Source organism: Sphingobium sp. Leaf26 (genome assembly GCF_001421665.1).
Lineage (GTDB): Bacteria > Pseudomonadota > Alphaproteobacteria > Sphingomonadales > Sphingomonadaceae > Sphingobium.
In genome coordinates, this window is sequence record NZ_LMKV01000001.1 from 777841 (window position 1) to 803010 (window position 25170).

Annotated in this window: 27 protein-coding genes; 11 read left to right on the forward strand and 16 right to left on the reverse strand. The window is 64.1% G+C overall.

Annotated features, from left to right (window positions below; all coding sequences use genetic code 11):
• Window positions 1–9 precede the first annotated feature (9 nt).
• From ASE85_RS03780 to ASE85_RS03795, 4 genes are all read right to left on the reverse strand, one after another.
• Window positions 10–1635, reverse strand: a complete 1626-nt coding sequence (locus ASE85_RS03780; RefSeq protein WP_056684342.1) for an NAD(P)/FAD-dependent oxidoreductase — start codon at window positions 1633–1635, stop codon at window positions 10–12.
• A gap of 61 nt (window positions 1636–1696) precedes the next feature.
• The gene (locus ASE85_RS03785; protein ID WP_056683613.1) at window positions 1697–2977 is read right to left on the reverse strand and encodes a PepSY-associated TM helix domain-containing protein; all 1281 of its coding nucleotides are present in this window, start codon (window positions 2975–2977) and stop codon (window positions 1697–1699) included.
• Entirely contained in the window at window positions 2977–4998 is a 2022-nt protein-coding gene (locus ASE85_RS03790; protein WP_056684345.1) for a TonB-dependent receptor family protein, read from the reverse strand. Before ASE85_RS03790 ends, ASE85_RS03785 begins: the two co-directional genes overlap by 1 nt.
• Window positions 4999–5180: 182 nt before the next feature.
• Entirely contained in the window at window positions 5181–5591 is a 411-nt protein-coding gene (locus tag ASE85_RS03795; protein WP_056683616.1) for a DUF2946 family protein, read from the reverse strand.
• 106 nt (window positions 5592–5697) lie between these two features.
• Here ASE85_RS03795 and ASE85_RS03800 point away from each other — a divergent pair, with 106 nt between their 5' ends.
• Both ASE85_RS03800 and ASE85_RS03805 read left to right on the forward strand, forming a co-directional pair.
• Window positions 5698–6108 (forward strand): MerR family transcriptional regulator, encoded by a 411-nt coding sequence (locus ASE85_RS03800; RefSeq protein WP_056683618.1) that lies wholly within the window; start codon window positions 5698–5700, stop codon window positions 6106–6108.
• Between the two features lie 48 nt (window positions 6109–6156).
• A complete protein-coding gene (locus ASE85_RS03805; protein ID WP_056683621.1) occupies window positions 6157–7959 on the forward strand; it encodes an acyl-CoA dehydrogenase C-terminal domain-containing protein in 1803 nt (600 codons plus the stop codon).
• A 59-nt stretch (window positions 7960–8018) separates the two neighbouring features.
• Here the strand turns inward: ASE85_RS03805 and ASE85_RS23450 are convergent, their stop codons facing one another.
• A complete protein-coding gene (locus ASE85_RS23450; RefSeq protein ID WP_200928285.1) occupies window positions 8019–8174 on the reverse strand; it encodes a hypothetical protein in 156 nt (51 codons plus the stop codon).
• A 360-nt stretch (window positions 8175–8534) separates the two neighbouring features.
• On the opposite strand from ASE85_RS23450, the gene ASE85_RS03810 reads away from it, so the two are divergent.
• Complete coding sequence (locus ASE85_RS03810; protein ID WP_056683625.1) at window positions 8535–9824, forward strand: amino acid permease; 1290 nt, start codon at window positions 8535–8537, stop codon at window positions 9822–9824.
• 33 nt (window positions 9825–9857) lie between these two features.
• On the opposite strand, the gene dnaJ is transcribed toward ASE85_RS03810, so the two are convergent.
• Together dnaJ and dnaK are read right to left on the reverse strand one after the other, a co-directional pair.
• A complete protein-coding gene (gene dnaJ / locus ASE85_RS03815; protein ID WP_056683628.1) occupies window positions 9858–11009 on the reverse strand; it encodes a molecular chaperone DnaJ in 1152 nt (383 codons plus the stop codon).
• Window positions 11010–11074: 65 nt separating this feature from the next.
• Window positions 11075–12976 (reverse strand): molecular chaperone DnaK, encoded by a 1902-nt coding sequence (gene dnaK, locus ASE85_RS03820; protein WP_056683632.1) that lies wholly within the window; start codon window positions 12974–12976, stop codon window positions 11075–11077.
• 174 nt (window positions 12977–13150) lie between these two features.
• Here dnaK and ASE85_RS03825 point away from each other — a divergent pair, with 174 nt between their 5' ends.
• Genes ASE85_RS03825 through ASE85_RS03840 form a run of 4 tightly spaced genes read left to right on the forward strand, consistent with a single transcriptional unit; the run spans window position 13151 to window position 14646 of the window.
• Window positions 13151–13624 (forward strand): copper chaperone PCu(A)C, encoded by a 474-nt coding sequence (locus ASE85_RS03825; RefSeq protein ID WP_056683636.1) that lies wholly within the window; start codon window positions 13151–13153, stop codon window positions 13622–13624.
• Window positions 13621–14079 (forward strand): hypothetical protein, encoded by a 459-nt coding sequence (locus tag ASE85_RS03830; protein ID WP_056683638.1) that lies wholly within the window; start codon window positions 13621–13623, stop codon window positions 14077–14079. The genes ASE85_RS03825 and ASE85_RS03830 overlap by 4 nt, the downstream gene beginning before the upstream one ends.
• A 31-nt stretch (window positions 14080–14110) precedes the next feature.
• Window positions 14111–14353, forward strand: coding sequence for a type II toxin-antitoxin system ParD family antitoxin (locus ASE85_RS03835; RefSeq protein WP_056683641.1), 243 nt, complete (start codon window positions 14111–14113; stop codon window positions 14351–14353).
• Window positions 14350–14646, forward strand: coding sequence for a type II toxin-antitoxin system RelE/ParE family toxin (locus ASE85_RS03840; RefSeq protein ID WP_056683644.1), 297 nt, complete (start codon window positions 14350–14352; stop codon window positions 14644–14646). The genes ASE85_RS03835 and ASE85_RS03840 overlap by 4 nt, the downstream gene beginning before the upstream one ends.
• A gap of 53 nt (window positions 14647–14699) precedes the next feature.
• Here ASE85_RS03840 and ASE85_RS22825 read toward each other — a convergent pair whose 3' ends face one another.
• From ASE85_RS22825 to sdhC, 4 genes are read right to left on the reverse strand one after another with little or no spacing between them, the layout of a single operon-like run.
• Window positions 14700–14966, reverse strand: coding sequence for a hypothetical protein (locus ASE85_RS22825; RefSeq protein WP_156358180.1), 267 nt, complete (start codon window positions 14964–14966; stop codon window positions 14700–14702).
• A complete protein-coding gene (gene sdhA, locus ASE85_RS03845) occupies window positions 14963–16765 on the reverse strand; it encodes a succinate dehydrogenase flavoprotein subunit (RefSeq protein ID WP_056683647.1) in 1803 nt (600 codons plus the stop codon). Before sdhA ends, ASE85_RS22825 begins: the two co-directional genes overlap by 4 nt.
• Window positions 16762–17154 (reverse strand): succinate dehydrogenase, hydrophobic membrane anchor protein, encoded by a 393-nt coding sequence (gene sdhD / locus ASE85_RS03850; protein WP_056683649.1) that lies wholly within the window; start codon window positions 17152–17154, stop codon window positions 16762–16764. Before sdhD ends, sdhA begins: the two co-directional genes overlap by 4 nt.
• Complete coding sequence (gene sdhC / locus ASE85_RS03855) at window positions 17154–17549, reverse strand: succinate dehydrogenase, cytochrome b556 subunit (protein ID WP_056683652.1); 396 nt, start codon at window positions 17547–17549, stop codon at window positions 17154–17156. Before sdhC ends, sdhD begins: the two co-directional genes overlap by 1 nt.
• A 198-nt stretch (window positions 17550–17747) precedes the next feature.
• Between sdhC and ASE85_RS03860 the strand changes: the two genes are divergently transcribed.
• The 3 genes from ASE85_RS03860 (at window position 17748) to ASE85_RS03870 (ending at window position 20924) form a co-directional block, all read left to right on the forward strand.
• A complete protein-coding gene (locus tag ASE85_RS03860) occupies window positions 17748–19082 on the forward strand; it encodes a methyl-accepting chemotaxis protein (RefSeq protein ID WP_056683655.1) in 1335 nt (444 codons plus the stop codon).
• 118 nt (window positions 19083–19200) lie between these two features.
• A complete protein-coding gene (locus tag ASE85_RS03865) occupies window positions 19201–20196 on the forward strand; it encodes a 50S ribosomal protein L11 methyltransferase (RefSeq protein WP_056683658.1) in 996 nt (331 codons plus the stop codon).
• Window positions 20197–20207: 11 nt separating this feature from the next.
• Window positions 20208–20924: a dienelactone hydrolase family protein gene (locus ASE85_RS03870; RefSeq protein WP_056683660.1), complete on the forward strand. Its 717-nt coding sequence runs from the start codon at window positions 20208–20210 to the stop codon at window positions 20922–20924.
• 18 nt (window positions 20925–20942) lie between these two features.
• Here the strand turns inward: ASE85_RS03870 and ruvC are convergent, their stop codons facing one another.
• The 5 genes from ruvC to ASE85_RS03895 all read right to left on the reverse strand — a co-directional run bounded on the left by ruvC (window position 20943) and on the right by ASE85_RS03895 (window position 23518).
• Complete coding sequence (gene ruvC, locus ASE85_RS03875; RefSeq protein ID WP_056683662.1) at window positions 20943–21434, reverse strand: crossover junction endodeoxyribonuclease RuvC; 492 nt, start codon at window positions 21432–21434, stop codon at window positions 20943–20945.
• Between the two features lie 136 nt (window positions 21435–21570).
• Window positions 21571–22314 (reverse strand): YebC/PmpR family DNA-binding transcriptional regulator, encoded by a 744-nt coding sequence (locus ASE85_RS03880; protein WP_056683666.1) that lies wholly within the window; start codon window positions 22312–22314, stop codon window positions 21571–21573.
• Window positions 22315–22425: 111 nt separating this feature from the next.
• Complete coding sequence (locus ASE85_RS03885; RefSeq protein WP_200928286.1) at window positions 22426–22752, reverse strand: heavy metal-binding domain-containing protein; 327 nt, start codon at window positions 22750–22752, stop codon at window positions 22426–22428.
• A gap of 161 nt (window positions 22753–22913) precedes the next feature.
• On the reverse strand, window positions 22914–23156 hold the full coding sequence (locus tag ASE85_RS03890) for a DUF2312 domain-containing protein (protein WP_056683669.1): 243 nt from the start codon (window positions 23154–23156) through the stop codon (window positions 22914–22916).
• A gap of 62 nt (window positions 23157–23218) precedes the next feature.
• On the reverse strand, window positions 23219–23518 hold the full coding sequence (locus tag ASE85_RS03895) for a DUF1244 domain-containing protein (RefSeq protein ID WP_056683672.1): 300 nt from the start codon (window positions 23516–23518) through the stop codon (window positions 23219–23221).
• A gap of 110 nt (window positions 23519–23628) precedes the next feature.
• Here ASE85_RS03895 and pyk point away from each other — a divergent pair, with 110 nt between their 5' ends.
• Window positions 23629–25086 (forward strand): pyruvate kinase, encoded by a 1458-nt coding sequence (gene pyk / locus ASE85_RS03900; protein WP_082462635.1) that lies wholly within the window; start codon window positions 23629–23631, stop codon window positions 25084–25086.
• Window positions 25087–25170 lie beyond the last annotated feature (84 nt).

The window sequence follows — 25170 nt, forward strand, 5'->3', positions numbered from 1 at the left end:
GCGGCCTTCTCAGCCGGCTGCCGCCAGTTGCATCGCCACCGCTTCCGCCACCTTGATGCCGTCGATCGCAGCAGAGAGGATGCCGCCGGCATAGCCCGCCCCCTCGCCCGCCGGATAGAGGCCGGCGACGTTGAGGCTCTGCAAATCCTTGCCGCGGGTGATGCGGATCGGTGAGGATGTGCGCGTTTCCACGCCGGTCATCACCGCGTCGGGATGGTCATAATGGGCGATCTGGCGACCGAAGGCCGGCAGCGCTTCATGGAAAGCCTCGATCACATAATCGGGCAGGCAGAGCGACAGGTCGGTCGGCGTCACGCCCGGCTTGTAGGAAGGTGCGACTTCGCCCAACTGGGTGGACGGCCGGCGGGCGAGGAAGTCACCCACCGTCTGGCCCGGCGCCCAGTAGGAAGAACCGCCCGCGACATAGGCTTGGGCTTCCCAATGGCGCTGGAGCGCGATGCCGGCCAGCGGACCGTCGGGATAATCCTTGGCCGGGTCGATGCCCACAACCAGCCCGGAATTGGCGTTGAATTCGGCGCGACTATATTGGCTCATGCCGTTGGTGACGACGCGCCCCTCCTCCGACGTGGCGGCGACGACGCGGCCGCCGGGACACATGCAGAAGCTGTAGACGGTGCGGCCATTGGCACAATGATGAGCGAGGCTGTAGGCTGCGGCGCCGAGGTCGGGATGACCGGCGCAATTGCCGTAACGGGCGCGATCTACCCAGCTTTGTGGATGTTCGATCCGCACGCCGATGGAAAAGGGCTTGGCTTCGATATGGACGCCGCGCGCGTGCAGCATGTCGAAGGTCGGGCGCGCACTATGGCCGACCGCCAGCACGACATGGTCGCTTTCGATCACGCTGCCATCGTGCAGCACGACCCCGCGCAGCTTTTGCGTCCCGTCCCCCTGCCGTTCCAGCACGACGTCATCGACCCGATGCTGCCAGCGATATTCGCCGCCCAGCGCCTCGATCTGTTTGCGCACCGCCTCCACCATGGTGACGAGACGGAAGGTGCCGATATGGGGATGCGCTTCCCAGAGGATATCATCGGGCGCGCCGGCGGCGACGAATTCCTCCAGCACCTTGCGGCCGAGGAAGCGCGGGTCTTTGACACGACAATATAGCTTGCCGTCGGAGAAGGTGCCGGCTCCGCCCTCACCGAACTGGACATTGCTGTCCGGGTTCAGCTCGGCCCGGCGCCACAGGCCCCAGGTGTCCCTGGTCCGTTCGCGCACCACCTTGCCGCGATCGAGGATGATCGGCTTGAACCCCATCTGGGCGAGGATGAGGCCGGCGAACAGGCCGCATGGCCCGGCCCCGATGACGACCGGGCGCTGGCCCTGCCAGCCGTCCGGGGCGTGAACGACGAACTTATAGCTGGTGTCCGGGGTCGGGCGGACGTCATGATCGTCCGCGAAACGGGCCAGCACGGCCGCCTCGTCCACAACATCGACGTCCATCGTGTAGACCAGCAGGATGGCGGAGCGGCGGCGAGCGTCATTGCCGCGCCGGACAAGGCTGTGCCCGCGCAATTCATGCCGCTCCAGGCCAAGGCGTTCGCAAATGGCGGCGGGCATCGCCTCGGCCGGGTGGTCGAGGGGCAGTTTCAGGCCGGAAAGACGGATCATGGCTGCGCCATAGTCCTTCACGGCCTGAAAATAAACCAGCGGGCTTCCAAGGCAGATGGAATCATCTGCCGGCTCGGGAAGCGCGGTAAACTGAAATCCGCCGCATCCTCCCGAACAGCCATTCGCCCGCCAGCGCCGTGAGCATCGACAGGCCGGTCAGCGGAAAGAGCAGGCCAAGGACCAGCATCAGTCCCGCGACCATGCGCGCCGTACCCGGTGGCGCGGGCGGTGGCGTGGCGCAGCGGCGTTTCCACCAAAGGATCGGCGCGGTCAGGCAGAGCGCCAGCAGGCAGAGGCAGCCCGCCAGCATCAGCAGCCGGTTCGCCTCCCCATATTGCTGGCCCTGATGGGTGGCGATGCCCCATTCCACCGTTTTCGCCCCCATGCCGAACTGGCGCCAGTCCATGTCCTGCATCAGCGCGCCGGTGCCCGCGTCGATGGTGATGGCGCGGGCATCGTCAGCGCGAATAGTCAGCGCGGTCACCAGATAGGGCGCGCTGCGGCTGGCCGGCAGAAAAAGCTGGTAGCCCGCGCCAAGGCCATGGCGCGCCGCGATCCGGGCGACGGCATCGACGCCGATGTCGCCCGGATCACCGTTCGGTGCGCTCTCCTCTCGCAAGGTCCAGGGCAATGCCTGTTTTGCTTGCGGTGCCCAGGGGTTGACCTTCATCGGCGGACGGCCCGCGCCATTGGCGGCGATGACCGCGCGCAGGCCCCCGCCCCAGACGTCGGTCCAGGGCATGCCGGTGACGGCCAGGAACAGGATCACGCCAGCCGACAGGAAGCCGAGCGTACCATGCAGGTCGCGCCAGAAGAGCCGTCCGCCGACGCCCCCTCGTAACGCCAAGGCAGGGCTGCCACGGCGGGGCCAGCGCAGATAGAGGCCCGTGACACAGAGCAGGATCGCCCAGCCCGCCACCACCTCCACCAGGCGGTTGCCGATCGGGCCGGTCAAAGCGAGGCTGTGGAGGTCGCGGATCGTCTGCATGATGCCGCCATCGCGCATCCGCCCCAGCACGCGCCCGTCATAAGGGTTGATGAACGTCGCAATGGTTCCGCTCGTCACGCGCCAGCTTTCGTCGCGGCGGGCGGGCACCAGCAATTGGGTCGCTGGTGCCCCCGCCCCCTGTGCGGCGGCGATGAGGCGTGAAGGCGGCAATGGCCGCGCATCGGGTGGCGCTGTGATCCGCACCGGATAGAGCCACGCCTCCACCTGCGGCTTGTAGAGATAGAGCGCGCCGGTTACCGCCATCAGCGCCAGCACCGGCAGGACGATCAGGCCGGCATAGAAATGCCAGCGCCACATTGCGCGATAAAGGGCGCGATCAAGGCCGCGCTCCATCAGAAGCGCGCCCGCACGCCGGCATAAAAAGCGCGGCGTTCGACGGGATAGAAGATCGCGCGGCTACTCGCGGGCAGCGTGGCGTAGTTCACCACCGCGCTGATATCGCCGATCGCGCGCTCGCCCATCAGGTTGCGGGCGTCGAGGAACAGGGTGACGCCATCACGCAACTGCGCCTGCGCGCCGAGGTTGAGCAGCGCGTAGCTGCCGACCCGCTTGCTGTTGGCATAATCGACCCAGGCCCCCTGCGGCAGCCATTCGACCGCTGGCGAGACGCTGAGCCGATCGGTGCCCAGCTTCAGTTCCGCACGATAGAAATGACGCGGCACCACCGGCAGGCGGTTGTCGCCGAACTGACTGTCATGACGAAAGCGGAAGTCGCTGTAGGTGTAGACCTGCCGCAGCATGGCCCAGGGCTTCAGGGTCAGATCCAGACCGGCCTCGATCCCCTGATGCCGGGTGCGGTCGGCATTGAAGGTCGCGGCAGGGATGGTGCCGGCCACGACGCTATATTGCAGCATCTCGCCACGCAGGTCGGCACGGTAGAGGCTGACATCCCATGCAGCGATGCCCAGCCGGCCGCGCGTGCCGATTTCCGCCGTCCATGCCTTTTGCAGGCCGACCGGCGTGAAGCCCGGCGCACCGCCGGCGGGCGCCTGGCTGAGTTCGCCAAAGCCCGGCATTTCGACCGAACGGCTGAGATTGGCGTAAAATTGCAGGGTTTCGGCCGGCTGGTAGAGCAGGCCCAGCTTGGGCGCGAAACTGTCGAAGCTGGCATCGCCGCTGCGCGCCGGAACAAGCAGATTGGCGATGCGCCGTTCACCATGGCTGTAGAGGCCGCCAGCGATCAGCCAGAGATCCGCCACCGGCGCGATCCGCGCTTCGCCATAGCTGTTGATCGTCTGCGCCTTTTGCAGGGCGTTGGCGGTCAATGCACCGGACTTGCCGTTCAGATTGACGAACTGGCGCGCTACCGTCCGGCCAAATCGGGCCTGACTGCCCAGCGTCAGCGCCACCGGCATGCCGGCAAGGTCGCCGGTGAGGTCGAGGCTGGCGAACAGGCCACGATCCTCCGATGTCTGGTCGATCAGTTGGTAGATGGGATGGGACAGCGCCTTGGCATTGTAGAACAGGCCGAAGGCCAGCTTGCCATAAGCGAGGTCGATGGTGGTGCGGTTCTGGAGCCGGATCGAATCGATATCGCGCGCCTGATTGCCGGTGAAATTACCCTTGCCGGGATTGGCCAGCGCGTCTGTTTCACTCAGCGCACCGGCCAGATGCTGCCGGATGGTCTGGGCGCTGGCATAGAAGCGGGTTTCGACGCCCTCCCCCAGTTTCAGTCCGACATTGCCGTTGAAGCGCAGCGCCTTGCGGTCGCCATGGGCGCGATCGCTATCGGAGCGGTCGCCTGAGACAGCGAGATAGACATCTGCGCGCTCATCGGCATGGCCATAGGCGATCTTCCCGCGCAGCGTGTCGAAACTGCCGCCGTCGATCCGTATCTCCGCGCCCGGCATGCTGCGCCCGGTCGGCGTCACCGCATTGATCGCCCCACCCAGCGTCGATCCGCCAAGGCGTAGCGCATTGCCGCCGCGATAGACCTCCAGATGCTGGAAGACCTGAGGGTCCAGTTCCTGGAAATCGCCATTGTCATCGGCGCCGTTGATGGGGATGCCGTCCTGCAACAGGGTCAGGCCGCGCATATGATAGCCGCGCGACAGGCCCGAGCCGCGGATCGAGATGCGGACCTCCTGCCCGAAGCGCGGCTGCGTATAGACACCGGGCGAGAATGTCAGCGCATCGCGTAGCGACACAGCCGCCTTGTTCGCGAAATCATCGGCAGCGATGACATCGACCCCGCCGGGAGTACGCTGGACCCGCGCGGCAGCCTCCTCGACGATCGGGCTGGCGGTGACGATGATGGCGCTCTGCTCGGCTTCGTCGGCAAAAGCCGGGCTCGCTGGCAGGGCAAGGATCAGGGCGCACAGCGGCAGGCTGCGCGCGACATGGGGATGACGCATGGAGAAAATGGCTTTCTGAAAGATATTGCGCAACCGCTTCGCCTCGAAAGGCTGCGATCTGCTCAAATTTGCCCAATCTCCGTTCGCCATGAGACTGTCGAAGGGCCGTTCTTTCTCGCAAGGTCACGAAGAAGAACGAGGCTTCGACAGGCTCAGCCCGAACGGAGTTGAGCTTGTGGCGTTCAGAAAGCGACGGGCGGCCCCACGGACGGCGGCGGCGGCGCGGCGAGGCGGGCGATCAGCCCGGTCTTGAGCGCGAAAGCAATCGGACCGAAGGCCAGTTGCCAGGCCGGTAGCGGCAGATCGGCCGCTATCAGCGGGGGCACCACGGGCTGTACCGACGCAGCGAAGGGGCAATGCTGCTGCCCGGCCATGCCCTCATCGGGACGATGGTCGTCCTTTTCCGGCGCAACGCCGCGCGGCACGACGACATTGACGGGGCCTGTGCCGGTACAGAGCGTCACCACGACGCCCCGTTCCGTGCGCACGGGCATGAAGCCGGACGGCGCGATGAGCTGGATGGCGAGGACGAGCAGAGCCAGCGCAGCCAGCAACGCGTGTGCCCTCTCCGACTGTCTGATCGCCCCCATCATGCCTCCGCCGTAGCGGCGACGGACTGCCCTGTCACCCGGACAAAAGGTCCACGCGGTCGCCGCACTCACCTTGACGTAAACGTAAAGTCGATTTACATCTTCTGCCATGAACACGCGCAGCAGCATCGCCGGTATCGAATTGCCCGACCATAGCGAACGGCAAAGCTATACGATCACCGACCTGTCCGAAGAGTTCGGCGTCACGGCGCGCGCGCTGCGCTTCTATGAGGATGAAGGGCTGATCTCGCCCGAACGGCAGGGGCTGGCCCGCATCTATTCGCGCCGCGATCGCGCCCGGCTGGCGTGGATCCTGCGCGGCAAACGGGTGGGTTTCAGCCTGACCGAGATTCGCGAGATGATCGACCTGTATGACGCCGACGAGGCGCATGAGGCGCAACGCCGGGTGACCGTGGACAAGTGCAAGGCGCGTATCGACCTGCTGACCCGCCAGAAGGACGATATCGACGCCGCCATCGCCGAACTGGCCAGCTTCGTCTCAGCCATCGAACAACAATAATCCACTCCCCCCCGACCGGGGAATCAGAAGAATAATCAGGAGAAGATCATGCCCAGCTATGCCGCCCCCGTCCGCGACACCCGTTTCGTGCTGGACCACATCGTCGGGCTGGACCGCTATGCCAACCTGCCCGGCTTTGAAAATGCCACGCCCGATCTGGTCGAGGCTATCCTGACCGAGGGCGGAAAGATGGCGGCGGAAGTGCTGTTTCCGTTGAATGCGGTCGGCGACAAGGAAGGCTGTACGCGCCACCCCGACGGCAGCGTCACCACCCCGACCGGATTCAAGGCAGCGTTCGACCAGTTCGTCGCGGGCGGCTGGACCACCATCCATGGCCCGGCCGAATTTGGCGGTCAGGGCCTGCCCAGCGTACTGGCGACGGCGGTGGACGAATATGTGCTATCCGCCAACCAGGCGTTCGAAATGTATCATGGCCTGACCGCCGGCGCGGTCGCCGCGCTGATCGCCAAGGGCAGCGACGAACTGCAACAGCGCTATATCCCCAAGATGGTGTCGGGCGAATGGACCGGCACCATGAACCTGACCGAACCGCATTGCGGCACAGACCTCGGCCTCATCAAGACCAAGGCCGTGCCGCAGGCCGATGGCAGCTATGCGATCACCGGCACGAAAATTTTCATTTCGGCCGGCGAGCATGACCTGGCCGACAACATCATCCACCTCGTGCTGGCCAAGACGCCGGATGCGCCGGAAGGCAGCAAGGGCATATCCCTGTTCGTGGTGCCGAAGTTCTTCGTGGGCGACGATGGCGTTCCGGGCGACCGCAACGCCGTGTCCTGCGGGTCGATCGAGCATAAGATGGGTATTCATGGCAACGCCACCTGCGTCATGAACTATGACGGGGCGACCGGCTGGATCGTCGGCGAGGAGAATAAGGGCCTGGCCGCGATGTTCATCATGATGAATGCGGCGCGGCTGGGCGTGGGCCTGCAAGGGCTGGGTCAGGCGGAGATCGCGTTCCAGAACGCCGTCCATTATGCGAAGGATCGCCGCCAGGGTCGCGCGCTCACTGGCCCCAAGGAGCCGAACGAGAAGGCCGATACGCTGTTCGTCCATCCCGATGTGCGTCGCATGTTGATGGAGGCCAAGGCGATGACCGAAGGGCTGCGCGCGCTGATCCTGTGGACGTCGCTGCAAGTCGACCTGGCCCATCATGCTGCCACCGAAGAAGAGCGTCAGACGGCCGACGACCTGCTTCAGTTGCTGACCCCGGTGGTCAAGGGCTATGGCACCGATCGCGGTTTCGACGTGGCGGTCGCCTGCCAGCAGGTGTTCGGCGGCCATGGCTATATCTGGGAAAATGGCGTGGAGCAGTATGTGCGCGACGCCCGCATCGCCCAGATTTACGAGGGCACCAATGGCGTGCAGGCGATGGATCTGGTCGGCCGCAAGCTGCCGATGAATGGCGGCCGAGCGCTCCAGTCCTTCCTGAAGATGGTGGCCGAGGACGTCGCCGCCGCCAAGGGTGACGAGAAGCTGGCGCCGATCGCGCAAGCGCTGGAAAAGGCCAGCGGCCAGTTGGGCGCGGCGACCATGTGGCTGATGCAGAATGCCATGAAGAACCCCGAACATGCCGGGGCTGGCGCGCACCACTACATGCACATCGTGGGTATCGTCGCGACGGGCCTGATGTGGCTGCGCATGGGCAAGGCCGCGACAGCGCTGATCGCAGCGGGCGAAGGCGATGCCAGATATCTGGAAGCCAAGCTGGTGACCGCCCGCTTCTTTGCCGAGCGGATCATGCCCGATGCGGGATCGCTGCGGCGCAAGATCGAGGGCGGCGCCGATGCGCTGATGGCGCTCGATCCGGACATGTTCCTGGCCGCCTGATCGGGCAGACCAGCATCATGCGAAGGGCGGTCCATCGGTCCGCCCTTTTCGCATGGACGTCATGCCGCGAGCGGCAGCCGTTCTTCGACCAGCACCGGCGTCACATCGTCAGCGACCGGCGCGGTCGCCTTGGTCTTGTTGAGCGCGGCGATGTAGCGCTCGGCAGACACGACGTCGCGACGATAGGAGAAGTAGAGCGAGATCAGGGAAAACATAACAGGGCCTTTGTTGCAATTTGCTGCGTTGCAGCATCGCATTCCATCTGGCCTTCTGCGGGTGCTTTCGCAAATGCAATGCGGGCGAAGGCGATTGCAGGAAATGTATCTTCCTATGTGATGTCGACTAACCGTCGGTGGTGGATAGGGGAAATCAACGTCCGTTCGGGCTGAGCCTGTCGAAGCCCCGCTCTTTCTCGAACCTATCGCTCTCCAGAGAAGTCCAGCCCTTCGACAGGCTCAGGGCGAACGGATGTGGGGACCGTTGCATGGCAGGAAAGCACATATCTCCGTCCTCCAAATCCGCCGAATAACGGGCACGGCCTAGCAATCGTTCGGACACCTCATTAGGCATCAAGCATGAGCAATCCGTCACCCGTAGCCGGCGCCGCCTCCTCTTCCTCCCGCACCCTCGGCCTTGCCGCCTGTATTGCCCTCGTCATGGGGAATATGATCGGGTCTGGCGTGTTCCTGCTGCCCGCATCGCTCGCGCCATTCGGGTGGGACGCAGTGGCGGGGTGGATGTTCACCATTGCGGGATCGCTGGTGCTGGCCTTCGTCATCGCGCGGCTGACGGTGGCCATGCCGGACGCCAATGCGTCGCAGATGATCGCGCGCGCCTATGGGCCGCTGGCTGGCTTTGCGATCGGGTGGATCTATTGGATCTCGATCATCATCACCAATGTCACCATAGCGGTGGCAGCGACCGCGAACCTGAGCAGTATCCTGCCGGCGCTGACGAAGCCCGGTCTCGGCGCGCTCTGCTCCATCGCCTTCCTCTGGGCGATGACCGGCATCAACCTGATCGGCGCGCGGGCGGCCGGCATGACGCAGATCGCCACCACCTGCATCAAGCTGATCCCGATCGCGGTCGTGCTGGTGCTGCTGGTCATCATCCTGAGCAATGGCAGCGCGCAGGTCGAGCCTTTCCCCACGCAGGGCCTCACCGGCGCGGGCATTACCGCGTCGGCGGCGCTGACGCTCTGGGCGCTGCTCGGATTCGAATCGGCCAGCGTGGCGGCGGACAAGGTCCGCGATCCCGCGCGCACCATCCCGCGCGCGACGCTGATCGGCACGGCAGCGACGGGCCTCATATATCTATTCGTCTGTTCCGGCATCGCCCTGACCCTGCCGGCGGCGGAGACGCAGACCGGATCGCCGTTCGGTGCATTCGTCAGCCATTACTGGTCGGCGGGACCGGCCAGCTTCATCGCCATCTTCGTGGTCATCAGTTGCCTGGGCGCACTCAATGGCTGGACGCTTTTGCAGGGTGAAGTGCCGCTGGCGATGGCGCGCGCGGGCGAACTGCCGCGCTGGCTGGCGGTGACAGATAGGAAGGGCACGCCGGTACGCGGGCTGATCCTGTCGACGGTGCTGGCCAGCCTGATGCTGGTCGCGAACAGCTTGCAGGGGCTGGTGGCGCTCTTCACCGCGATGGCGCTGTTGGCGACTTCGGCCACGCTCTGGCTCTATGTCGGTTGTGCGCTGGCGAGCTTACGGTTCCGGCTGGCGGTGCCGGCGGCGGCTATCGGGCTCGGTTATGCCCTCTGGACGTTATGGGGCGCGGGCGTAGAGGCCAGCGGGTCCAGCATAGTGCTGATGCTGGCGGGCCTGCCCTTCTATGGGTGGGCGCGGCGGCGGCGGGCATAAGCTGTTCCCCAGCCTTCGCCGGGGAACAATAGATCAATCCGCCCACAAATCCTTGAGCTTGGAGAAGAAGCCGCTGACCTGCGGACATTCCTCGCCGGTTTCCGTCTCGCGGAAGGCTTCGAGCAATTCCTTCTGCTTCGCGGTCAGCTTGGTCGGCGTTTCCACCTCGACCTGGATCACCAGATCGCCCTGACCGCGCCCGTTGAGCACCGGCATGCCGCCGCCGCGCTGGCGCAGTTGCTTGCCCGACTGGATGCCGCTCGGAATCTTGATCTCATGCCGGTTGCCATCAAGGCCCGGCACTTCGATCGAACCACCCAGCGCCGCGGTGGTGAAGCTGACCGGCGCGCGGCAGAACAGCGTCGTGCCGTCACGTTCGAACAGCGCATGCCGCTTCACATGCAGGAAGATGTAGAGGTCGCCCGCCGGTGCGCCACGCGCGCCGGCTTCGCCCTCACCCGACAGGCGGATGCGGGTGCCGTCATCGACGCCGGCGGGGATGTTGACCGACAGACTCTTGGGCTTGTCCACGCGCCCTTCGCCCCGGCAGGAGCGGCACGGGCTTTCGATCACCTGCCCCGCGCCATGACAGGACGGGCAGGTGCGTTCGACCACGAAGAATCCCTGCTGCGCGCGCACCTGACCATGGCCATGGCAGGTGCCGCAGCTTTTGACCCCGGTGCCCGGCTGCGCGCCTGAGCCTTCGCAACTGTCGCACGCGGCCGACACGTCGATCGCAATCTCGGTCTTCTTGCCATGATAGGCTTCGTCGAGCGTGATCTCCATGTCGTAGCGCAAGTCCGCGCCCCGCCGATTGGCCTGACGCCCCCCGCCGCCCTGTCCGCCAAAGCCGGACTGGCCGAAGATCGTCTCGAAAATATCGCCAAGGTCGGAAAAGCCGCCCGCGCCACCGCCACGAAAACCGCCGCCGCCGCCACCGCCGCCAGACTGGGCATTGGTATAGGCGGCATGACCATAGCGATCATAGACCGCGCGCTTTTGCGGGTCTTTCAGGCACTCATAGGCCTCGGATACGGATTTGAATTTGGCTTCGCTGTCGGCGCATCCCCCGGTCTTGTCCGGGTGATATTTCATCGCCAGTTTGCGATAGGCGCTTTTGATCGCTGCGCCGTCCGCCGTGCGCTCGATTTCGAGCTGCTCGTAATAATCAACTTCGGTCGTCATAGAGGCCCCCGCCCGCTTCGCCCGTCATTCCGGTCCATACCGGCATGACGGGCGATGGGCATAGATTATGCCTTGTTGTTTTCGTCGACTTCCGAGAATTCGGCGTCGACGACATCGTCGTCAGCCTTGGGCGCGTCAGCACCCGGAGCCGCCGCATTGGCCTGCTCCTTCTCGTAGATCGCCTGGCCCAGCTTCATCGCGACTGTGGCGAGTTCCTGCGCCTTGGTCTTCATCGCTTCGGCGTCGCCGCCTTCGATCGCAGACTTGGTGTCCGCGATCGCCGCTTCGATTTCGCCCTTCAGCGATGCGTCGACCTTGTCGCCATGTTCGGCCAGTTGCGCTTCGGTCGTGTGGACCAGGCTTTCGGCGTTGTTCTTCGCCTCGGCCGCCTCACGGCGCTTCTTGTCGTCTTCGGCGAAACGCTCGGCATCCTTGACCATCTGGTCGATGTCGGAGTCGCTCAGGCCACCCGACGCCTGAATGCGGATCTGCTGTTCCTTGCCGGTGCCCTTGTCCTTGGCGCTGACATTCACAAGCCCGTTGGCGTCGATGTCGAACGTGACTTCGATCTGCGGCACGCCGCGCGGCGCGGGCGGAATGCCGAGCAGGTCGAACTGGCCGAGGATCTTGTTGTCCGCCGCCATTTCACGCTCGCCCTGGAACACGCGGATCGTCACCGCCTGCTGATTGTCATCGGCGGTCGAATAGACCTGGCTCTTCTTGGCGGGGATGGTGGTGTTGCGGTCGATCATGCGGGTGAACACGCCACCCAGCGTTTCGATGCCGAGGCTCAGCGGGGTCACGTCGAGCAGCAGCACGTCCTTGACGTCGCCCTGAAGCACGCCCGCCTGGATCGCCGCGCCCATGGCGACGACTTCGTCCGGGTTCACGCCGGTATGCGGTTCCTTGCCGAAGAATTCCTTCACGGCTTCGCGCACCTTGGGCATGCGGGTCATGCCGCCGACAAGGACGACTTCGCTGATCTCGCTCGCCGAAACGCCCGCGTCGGCCATCGCCTTCTTGCAGGGTTCCATCGTACGCTTGATGAGGTCGGCGACCAGACGCTCCAGATCGGCGCGGGTGATCGTCTTCACCAGATGCTTGGGACCATTTTGGTCAGCGGTAATGAAGGGCAGGTTGACTTCGGTGGTCTGCGCCGAGGACAGTTCGATCTTCGCCTTTTCAGCGGCTTCCTTCAGACGCTGGAGCGCCAGCTTGTCCTTGGTCAGGTCGATGCTCTCGGCCTTCTTGAAGTCTTCGGCCAGATACTGAACCAGCTTGGCGTCGAAATCTTCGCCGCCCAGGAAGGTGTCGCCGTTGGTCGACTTCACTTCGAACACGCCGTCGCCGATTTCGAGGATCGAAATGTCGAAGGTGCCTCCGCCAAGGTCATAGACCGCGATCGTCTTGCCGTCCTGCTTGTCGAGGCCATAGGCCAAAGCCGCCGCAGTCGGTTCGTTGATGATGCGCAGCACTTCCAGACCCGCGATCTGGCCGGCGTCCTTGGTCGCCTGACGCTGGGCGTCGTTGAAGTAAGCGGGCACGGTGATGACCGCCTGCGTCACGGTTTCGCCCAGATAGGACTCGGCCGTTTCCTTCATCTTCTGAAGCGTGAAGGCACTGATCTGCGACGGGCTATACTGCTCGCCACCGGCCTTGACCCAGGCGTCGCCATTCGGACCCTTGGCAATGTCGTAGGGAACGAGTTCCATGTCCTTCTTGGTCAACGGATCGTCGAAGCGGCGGCCGATCAGGCGCTTTACCGCGAAAATCGTGTTGTCCGGATTGGTGACCGCCTGGCGCTTGGCCGGCTGGCCGATCAGACGCTCGCCATCCTTGGCGAAGGCGACGATCGAGGGCGTGGTCCGCGCCCCTTCCGCATTTTCGATGACCTTGGGCTTGCCGCCGTCCATGACAGCGACACAGCTATTGGTGGTACCCAGATCGATCCCGATTACTTTTGCCATCTCTTCCTCTTGTAACCCCAAATATATTCAGCGGTTGACGGCCCCATACCTCACAGTAGCGTCAAGGCAAGGCCGGTTTGCATGGCGGATATAGGCGCGGTTCCGCTTGGCACAAGACGCTGGGGCGATTAGCGTCCGGATCGACCGGAAACGAGACAAGTTATGGAGTGTCGGATGCGCGCGCGCTTTGCCCTTTTCGCCCTGGTGGCTCCTTTGGCGCTCAGCGCCTGCGGCGACCCCGCGCCTTCCTATATCGACCAGGCCTGGGTACGCCTGTCACCCAACAAGGATATGCCGTCGGCCGGCTATTTCGTCGTCCACGGCGGCGATGCCGGCGTGCAGTTGCGCGGCGTGCTGACCGACTATGCGCTCAAGGTCGAAATGCACGAGACGATCAGCAAGGACGGCATGACCACGATGGAGCGGGTCGAGAGCGTCGACGTGCCGCCCAAGGGCCAGGTCGCCTTCGCGCCGGGCGGCAAGCATCTGATGATCTGGGGCGTCAATGACACGGCGATCAGCCGGGGCAAGATGCAGTTCACCTTCCTGATGGGCAATGGCGACCGGTTGCTGGTGGACGCGGTGATCCGCAAGCCGGAGGCGGCGGGCGCGCCCGCGCCCAAGGCGGAAGGGCATGAGGGGCATTGACCAGCCGCGCGCTGACGGCACAGGAGATCGCGCTGGCGCAGGGGGTGTTCGGCGCCGCGATCGACTATGGCCGGGTGCGGGTGCATGAGCGCAAATGGTGGCCGCTCCAGCCCAGGGGCGTGACGATGGCCCCGGATGGCGACCTGTGGTTTCATCCTGATGGCGGCCTGTTCTGCGCGGATTTTTGTGAGGGGCCGCCGCATGTGCAGGGGCATTTCATCCATGAGATGACCCATGTTTGGCAGGCGCAGCGGTCGGGCAAGTGGTGGCTGCCGCTGATGCGCCATCCCTTTTGCCGCTATAGTTATGACGTCGTGCCGGGGCGGCCGTTCTCGCATTACGGGATCGAGCAGCAGGCGGAGATCGTGCGCCATGCGTTTCTGCTGCGGCGGGGCGTCGCGGTGGCGGGAAAGCCGGGGTTGGATGTGTATGAGGGGGTGTTGCCCTTTGGTTGAAACGGCTACCAATATTTGGTAACATCGCATCATGAGCAGCAAGACCACCTCGATCGCCCTCAGCGATCACTTCCGTGAATTTGCCGAGCGCAAGGTCAGCGAAGGCCGTTATGGATCGACCAGCGAGGTCGTTCGCGCAGGACTACGTCTGCTGGAGGCGGAAGAGCAAAAACTGGAGCAATTGCGTGCGGCGCTGATCGAGGGTGAGGAAAGCGGTTTCCTTTCGGACTTTGACATGCGGGCATGGATTGATCGCCGGTTTCCTGAGACGTGACGATTGCCGTCCGTTTCGCCGCTGCTGCCGAACGCGATCTGGCTGAAATCTCTAATTATACCGAAGCGGAATGGGGTGCGTCGCAGGCCAAGGCCTATCTGGTCGCGATTGCCGATGCGATTGATCGGATCGCCGCCTATTCGGGCATTGGTAGCCCGATCAATGATGTTCGCGGCGGATACCGCAAGTTTCGCGTGGAAAGGCACAATATATATTATCGCCATCGCGGGACGGGCATCGAAATAGTCCGCATCCTGCATCAACGCGCGGATCATCCGCCAAAGCTGCAATAAGAAGGGCGGACCTTTCGGCCCGCCCTTCCTGATTTCTCAATAGTTGATCGCGATCAACATAACTCTCTGCAAACATAGGCTGTTGGGAATGCTACAAAACTTGCAAAGCAAAACCCAATCCCCAGCCCGATTCCTGCCCAAGAGTCCTCGAAGCCCTTTACCCCATAAAGCAACCAAACTTCACCCGCGAAAACGATCATCACAATGATTGACACAACCAAGGCAATAAAAAAATGATTGGTTTTTAACCATCTGCATCCTGCCACCGTTAGGAACGGCGGCAGGATAACAAAGTGAATCCAAAACCAAATTTCGCTCAATAGACCCGCGCCTTGGGCTTCACATATTCGGCTTCGTCGGTCATCGTATAGTCGTGGACCGGACGATAATCGAGCGTCACCTTGCCGCCCGAACCGCCCCAGCCTTCGAACCAGCTGATGCTGTGCTTCATCCAGTTGTCGTCGTCGCGGTTCGGGAAATCCTCATGCGCGTGGGCGCCACGCGATTCCTTGCGCGCTTCGGCGCTTTCGATCGTGCAGATCGCCTGGCTGACCAGATTGTCCAGTTCCAGCGTTTCAATGAGGTCGGTGTTCCAGATCAGCGAACGGTCAGTGACCTTGACGTCCTGCAAACGCTTGTTGACCGCCTGCATCTGGGTCACGCCTTCGGACAGCAGCGCGCTGTCGCGGAACACGGCGGCGTGCTTCTGCATGGTGCGCTGCATGTCCAGGCGGATGTCCGCCGTCGGCGTGCCGCCCTTCGCATTACGATAATGGTCCAGACGCGACAGCGCCAGATCGGCCGCATCGGCGGGCAGCGCCTTGTGCGGGGCGTTGGGCTTGAGGTTGTCCTTGAGGAACAGGCCGGTGGCGCGGCCGAATACGACAAGGTCGATCAGCGAGTTGGAGCCGAGGCGGTTTGCGCCATGGACCGACACGCAGGCCGCTTCGCCCACGGCGAACAGACCCTTCACGACCACTTCGGGATCGTCGCCGACCTTCGTCACGACCTGGCCATGATAATTGCAGGGGATGCCGCCCATATTGTAATGGACGGTCGGCGTCACCGGCAGCGGCTGGCGGGTCAGGTCGACACCCGCGAAAATCTTGCCGCTTTCGGTGATGCCGGGCAGCCGTTCGGCCAGCACCTTGGGATCGATATGGTCGAGGTGCAGGAAGATATGATCCTTATGCTCGCCGACACCGCGCCCTTCGCGCATTTCCAGCGCCATCGAACGGGACACGACGTCGCGCGACGCCAGATCCTTGGCCGAGGGAGCATAGCGTTCCATGAAACGCTCGCCTTCGGAGTTGGTGAGGTAGCCGCCCTCGCCCCGCGCGCCTTCGGTGATCAGCACGCCCGCGCCATAGATGCCGGTCGGGTGGAACTGCACGAACTCCAGATCCTGGAGCGGCAGGCCCGCGCGCAGCACCATGCCGCCGCCGTCGCCGGTGCAGCTATGCGCCGATGTCGCGGAGAAGTAAGCGCGGCCATAACCGCCCGTCGCCAGCACGACCGCATGGCTGCGGAAGCGGTGGATCGAACCATCTTCCATACAGATGGCGATGACGCCGCGACATTCGCCATTTTCCATGATGAGGTCGATGGCGAAATATTCGATGTAGAAGTCCGCGTCGTATTTCAGCGACTGTTGATAGAGCGCATGCAGCATCGCGTGGCCGGTACGGTCGGCCGCGGCGCAGGTGCGCTGCACCGGCGGGCCGGCGCCCATATTCTGCATATGGCCGCCGAACGGGCGCTGATAGATCGTCCCGTCCTGGTTCCTGCTGAACGGCACGCCGGCATGTTCCAGCTCGATCACGGCCGCGGGCGCTTCGCGCACCATATATTCGATGGCGTCCTGATCGCCCAGCCAGTCGGACCCCTTGACGGTGTCGTACATATGCCAGGTCCAGTGGTCGGGGCTGTTGTTGCCCAGCGACGCGGCGATGCCGCCCTGCGCCGCAACGGTGTGCGACCGGGTGGGGAACAATTTGGTGATGCAGGCGGTCTTGAGGCCCGCTTCGGCGCTGCCCATGGTCGCGCGCAGGCCGGAGCCGCCGGCGCCCACGACGACCGTGTCGTAGGTGTGGTCGATGATCTTATAGGCTTCGGTCATGGCTTGACGACCCCAATGAAGGCGATCTTGGCGATCGCGAAGATACCCGCGGCCGCGCCGCCAAAGGCATAGAAATTCAGCACCAGCATGGAGAAAAAGGCCAGACCCTTGTCATGGACATAGTCCTCCAGCATCACCTGCATGCCAATGCGCAGGTGCATGAAGATGCTGACCACCATCAGCATCAGCGGCACAGCGACCAGCGGATTGGAAATCCAGCTAACGACGCTTTCATAATCCAGGCCGGGCAGGCTGAGCAGGCTGAACAGCAGCCACAGCGTCAGCAGCAGATTGCCGACGGCGGTGTAGCGCTGCGCCAGCCAGTGATGCGCGCCATGCTTGGCGGAGCCGAGGCCGCGAACGCGACCGATGCCAGTACCGGTACCCATCAGAGCGCCTTTCCGAAGATGGTGAGCCAGACGAAGCCGGTCGTGAGCAACGACAGGATGAAGGTCGCGATCGACCACATCTTGTTGTTCTTCAGTTCGTAACCCGCGCCCATATCGAGCACGAAATGGCGAAGGCCGGAGAAGAGATGCTGGAAGAAGAACCAGCTAAGGCCGATCATCACCAGATAGCCGATCGGAGAAGTCGCGCATTTGACGAAGGTCGCATAAGCCTCCGGACCGGTCGCGGCGGCCATCAGCCACCAGATGAGGCCCAGCGCGCCAGCGGTCGCCAGACCGTTGCCCGTCACGCGGTGCATGATGGAGACGGCCATGGCCGGTCCCCATTTCCAGATCGTCAAATGCGGCGAGAGCGGCCGGCTGGTGGAACGCGCCATGTCTACCCTAGTCCTTAGATACTTGTCCCTGAGTCCGCTCCCCTTAGGAGCGAAGCGCCCTAAGGGCAAGCAGCGGAAGGCTACAGAAAGTTGCTGATGCTTTTCCGACGATGGCGGTCAGGCATAAGAAGTGATTAACCAACCCACGCTAATGATCGAACGCGAACCGATCACGTCATCAGCAAGGGCCGTTCCCGCATGCCGTCCAGTCTCTCTCCCGCCAACATCACGTCGGACTATATGGCGGACTTCGATCCCAGCGGCGCGATCGCCAGCGCGGCCCGCGAAGTGGGCGAACTGATCGAGAAGGATATGGGCAGCGTCGGCGCGACCTTCTTCACCACCTATATGCGCGAAACCGGGCTTCAGGACCGCCTGAGTCGCACCGTCATCGCCCGGATCGAGCAGGAAGCGGACCGGTATGTCCGTGAAAAGCTGCTGCATTTTGCGGAAGGACGCTGGGCGCAGTCCGCCGCCGACTGCGTGCGCCATGCCCGCAGGCATGATGTTTCGGTACGATCGGTGATGACGGCGGTCGCTGCGGCCAATGAACGCATCACCGACCTTATCTGGGATCGCTGCCACGACGACGGCGTCCGCTGTCGCAAGCTACTGAGCATGATGCTGCGCATCGCGATGATCGATTCGGGTTTCATGAGCAATGTGCTGGCCACCGATCAGGCAGAAACCCAGCGCGCCGAACGCCAGCGTTACGGCACCCTGTTCGAACAGCGGATCGTGGGCGAGATAGACGGCGCGTCGAAACTGGGCGAATCGCTGCGCGAGCAGGCCAAGGATGCGTCGGCCGCCACCCGTGGCATGCTGGGCAAGGCGTCCGAAGTCGCCGCCGCTGCCGAACAGTCCGCCCTTGCCATGCGCGAAGCCGCCCGCACCTCCGCCGGCCTGATCCGCGCGATCGAGGACGCCCGTACCGAGGTGGAAAGCTCCGCCGAAGTCGCGCGCCGCGCATCGACCCAGTCGGGCGATGCCGTCGCCATGTCGACCACCCTGTCCGAACATGCCAAGTCGATCGAATCGATCCTGAGCCTGATCCGCGACATTGCCGGGCAGACCAATTTGCTCGCCCTCAACGCGACGATCGAAGCGGCCCGCGCGGGTGACGCCGGCCGTGGCTTCGCCGTCGTCGCGCAGGAGGTAAAGAGCCTCGCCAACCAGACCGCCCGTGCGACCGACGAGATTGCCAGCAAGATCGCCGACATTCAGGCATCGACCCGCCAGTCGGTGGAGACCAACGAGCGCATCCGCGACACGGTCGGCGAAGTGCAGGCCAGCGCCGAACGCATCCGCCATGCCATGGACGCGCAGGCGCAGACCGTCACCATGATCACCGCCGCCGTGGATGAAACCGCGCTGGCCGCCGACTCGATGTCGACCACCATTTCGGCGATCCGTCAGGACACCGAGGTCGTCGCATCGGAAATCGACCAACTCGAACGCGGCTTCGTCAGCGTCGAAGGCAAGCTTGCCAGCCTGCGCCACGCCTCGTCCGACTTCGGGCGGCAGGTGGCCTGACGGCCCGAAACGAAAATCCGTGATATCGTCATGCCGGGGCTGACGAACAATGGGGCGTCCCCAAGCCTACACTCCATCCTCCTTCCCCTGCCCCGTCCGCTGGTCTAAAGGCGGCGGGATGAACGATGTCGCAAACGCAGCCCAAAGCTGGAAAGTCACCCTGCCCTGCACCCGCGCCGAGGCAGAAGCGCTGGACGGGGACATTGCAGCCTTTGCGATGATGGACCGGCCGCCGGTGCTGATGACCAGCGAGGCTACGCCGGACGACGAGAATGCCTGGCAACTGGACGCCTATTTCGAAGGCAAGCCCAGTCCTGCCGCGATCAAGCTGCTCAAAACCTTCGTGCCCAGCGCGGCGCGCGTCAAACCGGTCGTGGAAGCGCTACCCGACGAAGATTGGATCACATTGAGCCAGCAGGGGCTGGAGCCGGTCACGGCCGGTCGCTTCCATGTGCGCAACATCGCGACCGACCCCGAACTGCCCGGCCATGTCAACCTGCTGATAGAGGCGGGCCGCGCCTTCGGCACCGGGCAGCATGAAACGACCGCCGGTTGCCTCGCCATGCTCGACCGGATGCGCCGGGTGGGCATGCGATTCCGCCATGTGGCCGATATCGGTACCGGCACCGGCCTGCTCGCCTTCGCGGCGCTGAACCTGTGGCCGCGCGCCCATGCGATCGCGTCGGACATCGACGCCGTCGCGGTGGAGATCAGCGCTGAGAATGCCCGCACCAACGGCGTGAAGCTGGGCGACGGGCCAGGTCGGCTGGCGCTGGTCACGGCGGCGGGCGGCAATCATCCCGCGCTGATCGGCCGGGCGCCCTATGACCTGCTGATCGCCAACATATTGGCCGGGCCGCTGATCGAACTGGCGCCGGCGCTGTGTGCGCTGGTGGAGGAAGGCGGCAGCATCGTGCTGGCGGGCCTGCTCAACGAACAGGCCGATGCGGTGATCGCCGCCTATCGCGCGCAGGGCATGCGCCTGGCCGAACGCAGCGACCGGGGCGACTGGCCGACGCTACGCCTACGCAAACGGCCGGTCATCGGCTGGAAACGCCCGAAACGGATCGACAGCGCGGCGCGCGGCGAAGCCCCCGGTTTCGGCAGCATCTGAAGGAACAGCGCATGAGCATCACCCGTACCGTGATCGTCCAGGACATGGGCGGCGAGCCATTCGAGCATGTGGTCGTGACCGACAGCGCCGCCGGCCCGCGTCCCGGCATCCTGCTCTTCCCCAATGTGCTGGGCACCAAGGAAGCGGACTTCGCATATGCGGAGAAGCTCGCGGCGTTCGGCTATAGCGTGCTGGTCGCGGACGTCTTCGGGCAGGGCAAGCGCACCACCCGCGCCGACGCCAATCCGGCGCTCTACATGAACGCACTGAACGCTGACCGCGCCCTGCTGCGCGACCGGGTGAACGCAGCCCATGCCCTGCTCAAGGGGCTGGAGACGGTCAGTCCGACCCAGACGGCGGCGATCGGCTTCTGCTTCGGCGGCAAATGCGTGCTCGACCTTGCCCGGTCCGGCGCGGATATCGCCGGCGGTGTCAGCTTCCACGGCGTCTATGAAGCGCCGCCCTTTCCCAATGCGAAGATCGGCGCGAAACTGCTGATCTGCCATGGCTGGGACGACCCGATCGCGCCGCCCGAAGCCATGGTCGGACTGGCGAAGGAACTGACCGAAGCGGGCTGCGACTGGCAGATCCACGCCTATGGCCATACCGGCCACGCCTTCACCGACGAGGCGGTCAACATGCCGGAAAAGGGGCTGGCCTATAGCCCGGACGCCGACCGCCGCAGCTTCCGCGCGATGGCGGATTTTCTGGGCGACCTGTTCGGGTAGAACGGGCGCGGAGATGGATCAGCGCGTGGGAATACGCCGCGCGCTGGCCAGATGATGGGCGTGGGTGATCGCCACGGCGAGCGCGTCGGCGGCGTCCGGCCCGGCGATCTTCGCGCCGGGCAGCAGGCGCTGCACCATGGCATGGACCTGATCCTTCGACGCATTGCCGACGCCGACGACCGATTTCTTTACGAGGCGCGCGGCATATTCGCCGACCTCCATGCCCGACCGCGACGCATTGAGCAGGATCACGCCGCGCGCCTGCCCCAGCTTCAGCGTCGATTGCGGGTTCACATTGACGAACACCTCTTCGACCGCCGCGCCATCGGGCCTATGCTCAAGGATCAGGTCGGTCAGCGCCAGGTCGAGCGCCAGCAACCGCGTCGCCAGCGACATGGCGCTGTCGGTCTTGATCTGGCCATTACCGATATGGGTGAGCCGATTGCCGTCCGCGGCGATCAGCCCCCAGCCGGTCGTGCCAAGGCCGGGGTCGAGGCCAAGAAGAATCATATTCCCTCTCCTATCGGGAGAGGAAGGGGCCCATGCGAAGCATGAGAGGGTGAGGGCGAAAGGCGATGATCCATCACCCTCACCCTTCCGGCGCTACGCGCCTCCCTCCCTCTCCCGATGGGAGAGGGACAAAATATCAACCCAGTTTCTCCATCACTTCGTCCGAGACTTCATAATTGCCCCAGACGGTCTGGACGTCGTCATCCTCTTCCAGCGTGTCCACCAGCTTCATCAGCGTGGCGGCATTGGCTTCGTCGACGTCGACGGTGGTGGTGGGCCTCCAGGCCAGCTTGGCGCCGTCGGCAGCGCCCAGCGTGGCTTCCAACGCCTTGGCGACTTCGTGAAGCGCGTCCATCGCGGTCCAGATTTCATGCTCGTCCTCGTTGGACGATACATCCTCTGCGCCGGCCTCCAGCGCCGCTTCGAAGATCGCTTCGGCGTCGCCCGCGCCCGCCGGATAGGTGATCAGGCCAAGCCGGTCGAAGCCATGGCTCACCGCGCCCGAAGCACCCAGATTGCCGCCATTCTTGGAAAAGGCGGTGCGTACGTTGGTGGCGGTGCGGTTGCGGTTGTCGGTCAGCGCTTCCACGATGATGGCGGTGCCGCCGGGGCCATAGCCCTCATAGCGCACTTCCTCGTAATTCTCCGTATCGCCCTTGCTCGCCTTGTCGATGGCGCGCTGGATATTATCCTTGGGCATGGACTGCGCCTTGGCGGCGTTGACCGCCAGACGCAGGCGCGGGTTCATGTCCACATCGGGCATGCCCATCTTGGCCGCCACGGTGATTTCGCGGCTCAGCTTGGAGAACATCGAGGAGCGCTTCTTGTCCTGCGCGCCCTTGCGATGCATGATATTCTTGAATTTGGAATGGCCTGCCATGGTCCTGAATTCTTATCTGCCGTTGAAATGGGATGGGCGCCCTTACACCAGCGGCCGCCCAAAGGGCAACCGCCAGCGCGCGTGCACCGTCATTCGCCGGTGTTTGCAGGATCAGTAGAGGATGGCGGTGCCCGATGCCGACACCATCAGCATCGATCCGTTGGACCCGATCACCTCATAGTCGAGGTCCACGCCCACCACGGCATTGGCGCCCAGCGTCGCCGCGCGGGTGCGCATTTCAGCGATCGCCTGCTCACGGGCGCGCTGAAGCACATCTTCATACGCCCCCGATCGCCCGCCCACGATATCGCGAACGCTGGCGAACAGGTCGCGGAACAGATTGGCGCCCACGATCACCTCGCCGGTGACGATGCCGAGATACTCCTTCGCGGGCCTCCCCTCTAGACGGCTGGTGGTGCTGACGATAATCTCGGACATCGGCGCTTCTCCTTTGACGAGGGATCCGGCCTCCGCCGGATTGCCGCACCTGCCCACTCCCCCACCCGGCCACCCAACGGCAGTATCATATGGGTGGCCGGGTGGGGGAGTGGGCAGGTACAGTTCAAAGATACGCGTGAGCGTATCTGACAAACAGCGCCTTATTCCATGCCCAGCGCGGAAAGATAGGTCTGGAGGATCGCTTCCATTTCCTGCCGATCGTGCGGCTGCATCTTACGCAGGCGAATGATCTGACGCATGATCTTGGCGTCGTAACCGGTCGCCTTGGCTTCCAGATAGACGTCCTTGATGTCGTCGCCGATGCCCTTCTTTTCCTCTTCCAGACGCTCGATGCGCTCGATGAGAAGACGTAGCTGGTCGGCTGCGACGTTGCCCTCGCTCATGGGAATCTCCGTTCGTTGTGAAAATGTGAATCAGGCTGAATGAATCAGGTTGGCGGACGCCTCTAATGATTGTCTGCGTTCTTCGCCACACTCTCCTGCATCTTTGCGATCTGCTGAGGCGTGGCTTCGCCCTGATGCTGCGCTTTCCATTGCGCAAAAGGCATGCCGTGGATGATTTCGCGCGCCTGATCCCGCGTCATATCGCCGTCCGCTTCCGCAATCCAGTCGGCCAGGCAGTTGCGGCAAAAGCCCGCCAATCCCATCAGGTCGATATTCTCCACATCGGTACGATGCTGCAAATGCGCGACCAGACGGCGGAAGGCGGTTGCAGCAACGGCATCTGTGACTATGGTATCGGACATCGGCGCGAGGAACCCTTTCGCTGAAAACTACATCATCCTGTCGTGCAGCATGGATAACGCATAACCTCGCCCCGGCAAACCGGGAGCGATCATGACGCTCAGGAGAAGACATGACGAAGTTACCGCCCCGCTCTCGCAAGGTTCGCATTCTGGCGACCCTTGGTCCTGCGAGCGACACGCCCGAGATGATCCGGGCGCTGTTCGTCGCCGGGGCCGATGCCTTCCGCATCAATATGAGCCATGGCGCGCATGAGGATCATGCCGCACGCATCGCCAGCATCCGCGCGCTGGAAAAGGAATTTGCCCGGCCGACCACGATATTGGGCGACCTTCAGGGGCCAAAGCTGCGCGTCGGCACGTTCGAGAAGGGGCTGGCCATCCTGGAAACCGGCGCGACATTCGTGCTGGACCGGGACGAAACGCCGGGCGACGCCCGCCGCGTCAACCTGCCCCACCCCGAAATCTACGCCGCGCTGGTGCCCGAAACCCGCCTACTGCTGGACGACGGCAAGATGGTGCTGCGGGTCAAGGCCATTAGCGAAGACCGTATCGACACGGTCGTGGAGGTCGGCGGCACCCTGTCCAACCGCAAGGGCGTGAACGTGCCCGACGTCGTCGTGCCGGTGCCGGCGCTGACCGACAAGGACCGGCGCGACCTCAGCTTCGCGGTCGAACAGGGCTGCGACTGGATCGCCCTGAGCTTCGTGCAGCGGCCCGAGGATCTGGCCGAAGCACGCAAGCTGATGGGCGGTTACGGTTCGCTGATGGCCAAGATCGAGAAGCCGTCGGCGGTGCAGCGGCTGGAGGAGATCATCGAACTGGCCGATGGCGTGATGGTTGCGCGCGGCGATCTGGGCGTCGAACTGCCACCACAGGCGGTGCCGCCGCTCCAGAAGCAGATCGTCGCCGTTGCGCGACGCATGGGCCGACCGGTGGTGGTCGCGACCCAGATGCTCGAATCGATGATCAAGTCGCCCTCCCCGACTCGGGCGGAAGTGTCCGACGTCGCCACGGCCGTCTATGACGGCGCCGACGCCATCATGCTGTCGGCGGAAACGGCGGCGGGTGACTGGCCGGTCGAGGCGGTCACGATGATGGACAGTATCGCCCACAGCGTCGAGCGCGACCCCGGCTATCTGGGACGCCTCCATTATACCGAGACGAAGCCGGACCCCACCACAGCCGACGCCTTGGCGGAGGCGACCGGGAACATCGTGGACGTCGTGGGGGCCAGCGCCATCACCTGCTTCACCTCGTCGGGCAGCACGGTGCGCCGCGTGGCCCGCGAGCGGCCTTCGGCCCCGATCCTGGCGCTGACGCCACGGTCGGACACGGCGCGCAAGCTGGGCCTGACCTGGGGCGTGCATGCCATCCGCACGAAGGATATCGGCAATTTCGAAGAGATGATCGGCAAGGCGCGGCGCATGGCGCTGCGCCACGGGATGGCTGAAAAGGGTGGCAAGATCGTCGTGCTGGCCGGCGTACCCTTCGGCACGCCGGGGTCGACCAACGTGCTGCACGTCGCAGCGGTGCGCGGCGACGAACTCAAGGGCCGAGACGAAGGCTGAGCAGCTTGGGGGAGGCCATCATCCTCCCCCAACCGCACGTCCATAAGCAACGGAAAACGATTCGCGCGAATCGACTTGCGTACT